Consider the following 7,391-nt stretch of genomic DNA (forward strand, 5'->3'; position numbering starts at 1 on the left):
CTCGCCCGCCGCGATGTCTGTCCACTCAGGCGGCCGCGCCGCCTCGTCCCTCGAAGGTGGTTCTGTGCGCGACGCCGTGAATGCCCGCATGCACGTGGCTCTCAACCGACCCGCGGTCGAGTACAGCCGCGGGATCTTCGGGCACTTCATCGAGCACTTCCACCGCCAGATCCACGGTGGACTGTTCGACCCGGGCTCGCCGCTGAGCGACGAGCGCGGCTTCCGCACCGACGTGATCGAGGCGCTGCAGGAGATGCGTCCCGAGGTGGTGCGCTGGCCCGGCGGTTGCTTCGTGTCCGCCTACCACTGGCTCGACGGCATCGGCCCGGACCGGGTGCCCTCCTACGACAAGGCCTGGCGGGTCGAGGACCCCAACACCTTCGGCACCGACGAGTTCGTCGAGTGGTGCCGCGCGGTCGGCACCACCCCCTACATCTGCACCAACGGTGGCACCGGCACGGCCGAGGAGATGAGCGACTGGGTCGAGTACTGCAACCTGCCGGAATCGGGACGGTGGGCGCGCAGGCGCACCGCCAACGGACATCCCGAGCCGCACGCGGTGCCGTACTGGAGCATCGGGAACGAGAACTACGGGCACTGGGAGATGGGGGCCAAGGGCGCCGAGGAGTGGGCGCGGCTGGTCACCGAGGCGGCCAAGATGATGCGCCGTGTCGACCCGACGATCTCGCTGCTCGCCGCCGCCCGGGCGGACCTCGACTGGACGTTGCCGCTGCTCCGCTCGGCCGGGCAGTACCTCGACTACGTCTCCATCCACGGCTACTGGGACGACCTGCAGGACGAGGACGAGCCGAGCGACTACCTGACGTGCGTGAGCCGGTCGCTGCAGCCGGAGGCGGCCATCCGCCGTGTCGAGGACGTGATCGGCGCCGCCGGGCTCGACGGCCGGGTCGCCATCGCCTTCGACGAGTGGAACCTGCGGGGCTGGCACCACCCGTGGGGCTCGTCGCCCGAGGCGATCGGTGCCCGCGACCGCAACGACGAGAACTCGACCTACACGATGGCCGACGCCGTCTTCTCGGCCGGCTTCCTCAACTCCTGCCTGCGTCACGCCGACACGGTGCGGATGGCCAACCTCGCCCCGATGGTCAACGCGCGCGGGCCCCTCTACGTGCACCCCGACGGACTGGTGCGGCGCACCACGTTCCACGTCATGAGCATGTACGCCACGATGCTGCCGCCGGAGATCGCCGACTGCTCGATCGTGGCGGACACGCTGGCGCACGGAGGCACCGACGTCCCGGTGGTCGACGGCATCGCCGCGTGCGACGCCGAGCGCAGTCGGGTCGTGCTCGTGCTGGTCAACCGGCATCCCGAGCAGCCGATGTCCTGCGCGGTGGAGCTCGGGGACGGCCCTCTCACCGGTTCCCATCCCGGCACGGTCCTCGCCGGGGACGACCCCGACGCCTACAACAGCGTCGCGGCCCCTCGGCGGGTCGAGCCGAAGAAGGAAACGATCACGTTCGAGGACGGCGTGACCTGGCTCCCGCCGCACTCGATCACGTTCTGCGAGGTCAGCAGCCACACCGCGCCCGCCGTCGCCACCGGTGAGTGGTCCGTCGGCGCCCGAGGTGGCTGGCGCAGGAACGCCTGACCGCCGAATCCCCCGCCCCCCGACGAGAAGAGGTTCCGACATGGGCGCACCCGAGCACGGCCGGCTTCCCTCCCATCCGCTGTCCAGGGCCCTGTCGAGACGCAGCTTCCTCGGGGTGACGCTCGCGGCGTCCGGCACGGCGGCGCTCGCGCTCGCCGGCTGCGGGGCCGGGGGCGGGGCCGGCGGAGCCGCGAAGGATCTGACGTACTGGAGCTTCGACGAGGGCCGCGTCGCGATCGCGCGGCACGTGGTCGAGTCGGCGGCGTTCAAGCAGCTGCACCCGGACGTCCGGGTCGACTTCCAGCAGTTCACCTGGGCCCAGATGCACGACAAGCTGCTCGCCGCCCTCGTCAGCGGACGAGGAGCCCCGGACATGGCCGACATCGAGATCCAGCGGTTCCCGCAGTTCATCGGGGGGAACAGCGTCCCGTTCCTCGACCTGACCGGGCGGATCGGCGCGTCGGTGGACGAGCTTGCCAGGTCGGCGGCCGTCGACCCGTGGTCGTGGCAGGGGAAGATCTACGGGGTCGGCACGGAGCTCAACGCCGTCACCCTCACCTACCGCGACGACGTCATGCGCTCGCTGGGAATCAAGACGCCCTTCGCGACCTGGGACGACGTGATCGCCGCCGGGAAGACCGTCAGCGCGTCCGGCACCATGAAGATGTTCGGCGTCCACGACCTCGCGGTCTTCGACTGGGACATGATCACCCAGGTCATGGGCGGGACGTTCTTCGACAAGTCCGGGGCCTTCGCCGGTGACAGCGAACAGGGCGTCCAGGCCCTCACCTGGCTGCGCGACCTGGTGCACGCGCACGGCATCGCCGACATCGCTCCCGCCGATGCCAACAACATCTACAACGGTCCGCAGTACTGGGCGGCGTTCCAGGCCAACCGCTACGCGGCGATCTTCGGGCCCGCCTGGCTCTTCACCGGGCTGCTGAAGAACGTGCCGGACCAGGCCGGGAAGTGGCGGATGCAGAACCTGCCCACCGGGCTCGGCGCGAGCCTGCCCACCGCGTTCGCCGGCGGCACCGGACAGGCGGTCACCGCCCAGAGCCGCAACGTCGACGCCTGCTGGGACATCGTCCGGCTCACCAACTTCTCGCTCGACTCGTCCCGCTTCGAGTACGACCAGCGCGGCGTGCTCCCGACCTACAAGCCGGCGCTGGCACAGCCCTGGCTGCAGGAGCCGACCGCCTACTACGGCGGTCAGAACATCGGGGCGGTCTACTCGAAGATCGCCGACCAGATCCCGCCGTGGAACACCTCGCCCCAGCTGTACAAGGGCGTCGACGCCATCGTCCGGCTGGCGATCACGCCGGTGCTCAACAACCGCGCGGACCCGGCCTCGGCGCTCCGCCAGGTCCGCGACGAGCTGAACCGCCTGAAGTAGCGGACCGCGTCGGCACCGACCGGAAGGAGCTCGATGACTGCCCAGATCGACGCACCCGTGGGCGAGGAACGGCGCGTGGCACCGCGAACCAGGCCGGGCGGGGTGCGGGGGAGAGCAGCCCCGTACCTCTTCCTGCTCCCGTTCTTCGTCGTGTACGCGTGCTTCCTGCTCTACCCGATCGTCTCGGCGCTGGAAACGAGCCTGTACAAGAAGTCGGGGTTCGGATCCCCGGTCTTCGTCGGGCTGGAGAACTTCCGGACGCTGCTGTCCGACGACCGGTTCTGGCACGCACTGCTCAACACGTCGCTGTACGCCCTCGGCACGGTGTTCGTCCTGTCGCCGCTGGCGCTGCTGCTCGCGGTGACGTTGCAGTCGTTCGTGCTGCGCTCCGAGCGGATGCGCAGCTTCTACCGGATCGCGCTGTTCCTGCCCAACGTGACGTCGCTCGTGGTCATCGCGATCATGTTCAGCTTCCTGCTGGAGCCGCGGTTCGGCATGGCCAACGCCGTGCTGGGCGTGGTCGGGGTGGAGCCGCTGAACTGGCTCCAGTCGGAGTCGACGGTGCTGCCCAGCATCGTGCTCATCGCCATCTGGACCTACCTCGGACTGAACAGCCTCTACTTCCTCGGGGGACTGCAGAACATCCCGACCGAGCTGTATGAGGCCGCGGCTCTGGACGGGGCCGGGCGCATCGCGACGTTCTGGCGGATCACGGTGCCGCTGCTGCGGCCCACCATCCTCTTCGTCGCGGTGCAGGCGACGATCTTCTCGTTCCAGGTCTTCGAGCTGCCGTGGCTGCTCACGGGCGGCGGTCCGTCCGACGCCGCCCTCACACTGGGCATCTACCTGTACCAGGTGGGGTTCGTCCAGTTCGACCAGGGCTACGCGTCGGCGATCGGGTGGGCCATCGCGCTCATCACCCTGGCCCTCACCGGCATCCAGCTGTTCCTGTACCGCGTCGTGGCGGACGACCAATGAGCGCACCGGAGGTGACGACCATGGCCCAGCGCAGGCTGCGAGGCCCGTTGGCGGTGCGGGTGCTCGGCAACGCGTGGCTGATCGCGGCGGTGGCGGCGACTCTCGTGCCGTTCCTCTACGTCATCAGCGCGTCGTTGATGCCGAACGACACGATCTTCAGCGTGCCGTTCCGGCTGTTCCCGAGAAGCCTCTATCTCGACAACTACGCCTACCTCGTCGACGAGACCGGCTTCGTGCGGTGGTTCCTCAACAGCGGGATCATCGCCCTCGCGCGCACGCTGCTGGCCATCGCGTTGTCCCTGAGCGCGGGATACGCGTTCGCCAAGTTCGAGTTCCGCTTCAAGAAGCTGCTGTTCGGCCTGGTCATCGGCACGCTCACGCTGCCGATCTACGTGATCCTCATCCCGCTGTTCAACATGATGACGACGCTCGGCTGGACCGACACGTACTGGGCGCTGATCCTGCCGTTCACCGCCCAGGCGATCGGGGTGTTCCTCGCCCGGCAGTACATGCTCACGATCCCGACGGAGCTGATCGAGGCGGCCCGGATCGACGGGGCGAGCGAGTGGACCATCTTCCGCCGGATCATCGTGCCGCTGTCGCAGCCGACGATCGCGGTGATGGGCATCCTGTTCTTCACCGCCTCCTGGAACGACTACCTGTGGCCGTTGATCACGGTGACGAGCTCCTCCATGTTCACCGTGAGCCTCGGCCTGCCCGCACTGATCTCGCCCTACAACCAGCACTACGGGAGCCTGATGGCCGGCTCGTTCCTCGGCACGCTGCCGATCATCGTCATCTTCCTGGTGTTCCAGAAGCGCTTCATCGCCGGGATCCTCGCCGGATCCCTGAAGGGATGACGGCACACGTGAGCTCGGCGGAGCGATGCAGGCTCGACCTGCGCGACGGGTGGTGCGTCCTGCAGGACGTCCACGACATCGGGGAGCGGCTCGGGATCTTCGCGCCGGAGTTCGCCGCGACGACGGCGAACGGGGTCTCGCTGTGGGAGGAGATCCCCGAGCTCGGCCACCTGCAACTGCTGCTCGCGGACGAGCCCTACGCCGGCGGCCGGGCCCTGCGGAGCTTCAACGACCACGCCTGGTGGTACCGGCTCGAGTTCACCGTCGAGGGTCCGCCGCCGCGGTTCGCGCGGCTGCTCTTCGAGGGCGTGGACTACTTCGCCACCGTGTGGCTCAACGGGCAGTGCCTCGGCGAGCACGAGGGGTACTTCGAGCCGTTCGGGTTCGACGTGGCGGGGCGTCTGGTGCACGGCCGCGCCAACGTGCTGGTCGTGCGGGTCTCGTCGCCGTGGGACACCGCCGTGTTCCCGGACACCGAGGCGCAGCGTGCCTTCAGCGTCGAGCGCGCGCTGGTGAAGGGCACCTACGAGCACATGGACGGGCTCATCCCGCGTGATGTGAACCCCGTCGGGATCTGGCGGCCCGTCACCCTCGAGCTCGGGTACGGCGATCTCTGGTCCCACGGGTTCCGGGCGGACGCCGTGCTGTCCGACGACCTGGCGCACGGCGAGGTCGAGGTCGTGTGGGACGTCGAGTCGCCGCAGGCCCGCGAAGGCGTGCGGCTACGGACGACGGTCCGGTCGTCGACCGGGGATGCCGTCGTGTCGGAGTCGCGTGTGGACCTGACGCCGGGGCGCACCGCGCTGGCTGCTGCCGTGGCCGTGACCCACCCCCAGGTGTGGCAGCCGTGGGACCGCGGGGCGCCACAGCGGTACGACGTCGTCGCCGAACTGCTCGACGCTCAGGGCGTGACGCTCGCCGTCGAGGAGAACAGGATCGGCTTCCGCACGGTGTCGCTCGAGCGCTCCGCGGAGCGGACGTGCCTGCGTGTCAACGGCCGGCCCTACTACCTGCGGGGCACCAGCTACTTCCCCGACCTGTACCTGAGCAGCATGGACGAGGGCCGCTACCGGCGCGACGTCGAAGCGGTGGTGGCCGCGGGCATGAACTGCCTCCGCGTGCATGTCCACGTCGAGCAGCCCGTCTTCTACGAGATATGCGACGAGCTGGGGGTGCTCGTCGTGCAGGACTCGGACGTCAACTGGGTGACCCCGGCCGGCGACGAGTACGTCGAGCGGGCCGCGACCGTGGTCGGCGGGATGGTCCGGCTGCTGCGCCACCATCCCGCTGTCGTCGCGTGGGTCTGCGTCAACGAGGGCGGTGTCATCGTCGAGGAGACGCGCGACGCCGCTCGACGGCTCGCGCACCATCTCGTCGCAGTGGTGGCGGCCGAGGACCCCACGCGGCCCACGATCGCGAACTCCTGGGACGCGGACGACCCGGCCAGCGGTGACGAGCACGTCTACGCCGGCTCCCTGACCGGCGGTGCCTACGCCGAGGTCCGCGACGCACGGTTCCGGCTGCTCACGGAGTTCGGGGTGGACGCACCACCTGCGCGGGCCCGCGGCGACGTCGGCAGGGCGCTGGACCGGACGCTCCGCCGCGCGCCCGAACGGACGGCGGAGCACCACAGCTACGCCTACCACCTCACGAAGTTCTACATCGAACGGTGCCGGCTGCAGCGCTGGCAGCCGAACGGCGGCTACGTCCAGTTCATGTGGATCGACGTGTCGCCGCAGAGCTGGTACGGCGCGTACGACTACTGGGGGTGTCCGAAGGTCGACGGCAGGGGCGGAGCCCATCGCGCCTTCCGGGAGGTGGGGCAACCGATGGCCGTGCTGCTCCGGGCCGCACCCGGTGGACTGGAGGTGTGGGTGGTGAACGACTTCGCGCACGGCGTGCCCGGCGCCACGGCGAGCTGGACCGTCGTGCGGTGCGACGGCACGCGCGCCGTCGGCGCCGTCGTGGTCGACATCCCGCCGGACGGGCTGGTGCGTGCCGCGTGTCTGGAGCAGGCGCCGGACGGGGTGGCGGCGGTGTGGCTCTCCCTGACGAGCGCGGGGTCGGACCCACTGGCGACCAACCGGTACGACGACCTCGTCGACCACCTTCCCCCGGAGGGATATCCGGGCACGGTGTCCCACGAGATCGGAGCGCGGGACATGGCCTGAGCCCGGCTCGTCCGAGTCATGGCGCCTCTGTGTCTCATGGTGCCCCTGTGTGACTCATGCTGTTTCTGTGTCGGCGGTGCGGTCGGGGGTCATGACTCCACGCTGACGCCGCCGCGCACGACGATGCCGACCTGCTCGCCGACGGCGGGAAGCGCGTAGCTCGGGCACCGGGCCGTGAGCTCGGTCGGTGCGGAGGGAGCTGCGAGCGCGAGTCGCAGGACGGCGTCGTGGCCGTGGAACTCGACGTCGAGCACGCGTGCCGTGACCGCGTCGGGTCCGCCGTCGATGGCGATCTGCTCGGGCCGGATCATCACCGTCACCGGGCCGTCCGTGGTCGACCTGTCGATCCCCAGGGCGCCGAGAGCGCAGTGCGC

6 protein-coding genes are annotated in these 7,391 nt (G+C 69.7%); 5 read left to right on the forward strand and 1 reads right to left on the reverse strand.

Translation table 11 applies throughout. The features are described 5' to 3' along the window. The first annotated feature begins 64 nt into the window (after positions 1 to 64). The 5 genes from JWR81_RS03395 to JWR81_RS03415 are packed head-to-tail and all read left to right on the forward strand — an operon-like array spanning position 65 to position 7,017. Entirely contained in the window at positions 65 to 1,612 is a 1,548-nt protein-coding gene (locus JWR81_RS03395) for an alpha-L-arabinofuranosidase C-terminal domain-containing protein (RefSeq protein WP_297646462.1), read from the forward strand. A 40-nt stretch (positions 1,613 to 1,652) separates the two neighbouring features. Further along, positions 1,653 to 3,008 (forward strand): ABC transporter substrate-binding protein, encoded by a 1,356-nt coding sequence (locus tag JWR81_RS03400; RefSeq protein ID WP_297646464.1) that lies wholly within the window; start codon positions 1,653 to 1,655, stop codon positions 3,006 to 3,008. A 33-nt stretch (positions 3,009 to 3,041) separates the two neighbouring features. Beyond that, a complete protein-coding gene (locus JWR81_RS03405; RefSeq protein WP_297646466.1) occupies positions 3,042 to 3,986 on the forward strand; it encodes a carbohydrate ABC transporter permease in 945 nt (314 codons plus the stop codon). After that, entirely contained in the window at positions 3,983 to 4,846 is an 864-nt protein-coding gene (locus JWR81_RS03410; protein WP_297646468.1) for a carbohydrate ABC transporter permease, read from the forward strand. Before JWR81_RS03405 ends, JWR81_RS03410 begins: the two co-directional genes overlap by 4 nt. Then, positions 4,843 to 7,017 (forward strand): glycoside hydrolase family 2 protein, encoded by a 2,175-nt coding sequence (locus JWR81_RS03415; RefSeq protein WP_297646470.1) that lies wholly within the window; start codon positions 4,843 to 4,845, stop codon positions 7,015 to 7,017. Before JWR81_RS03410 ends, JWR81_RS03415 begins: the two co-directional genes overlap by 4 nt. Positions 7,018 to 7,106: 89 nt before the next feature. Here the strand turns inward: JWR81_RS03415 and JWR81_RS03420 are convergent. Beyond that, positions 7,107 to 7,391, reverse strand: a 285-nt coding sequence (locus JWR81_RS03420; RefSeq protein WP_297646472.1) for a TOBE domain-containing protein, incomplete at its 5' end; no start/stop codon positions are given.

Origin of the sequence: Pseudonocardia sp., assembly GCF_025965585.1 — a bacterium.
GTDB lineage: Bacteria > Actinomycetota > Actinomycetes > Mycobacteriales > Pseudonocardiaceae > Pseudonocardia.

Coding starts and splice junctions, on each gene's coding strand:
- JWR81_RS03415 (WP_297646470.1), top strand. CDS start 4,843: ATGACGGCACACGTGAGCTCGGCGGAGCGATGCAGGCTCGACCTGCGC.
- JWR81_RS03405 (WP_297646466.1), top strand. CDS start 3,042: ATGACTGCCCAGATCGACGCACCCGTGGGCGAGGAACGGCGCGTGGCA.
- JWR81_RS03400 (WP_297646464.1), top strand. CDS start 1,653: ATGGGCGCACCCGAGCACGGCCGGCTTCCCTCCCATCCGCTGTCCAGG.
- JWR81_RS03410 (WP_297646468.1), top strand. CDS start 3,983: ATGAGCGCACCGGAGGTGACGACCATGGCCCAGCGCAGGCTGCGAGGC.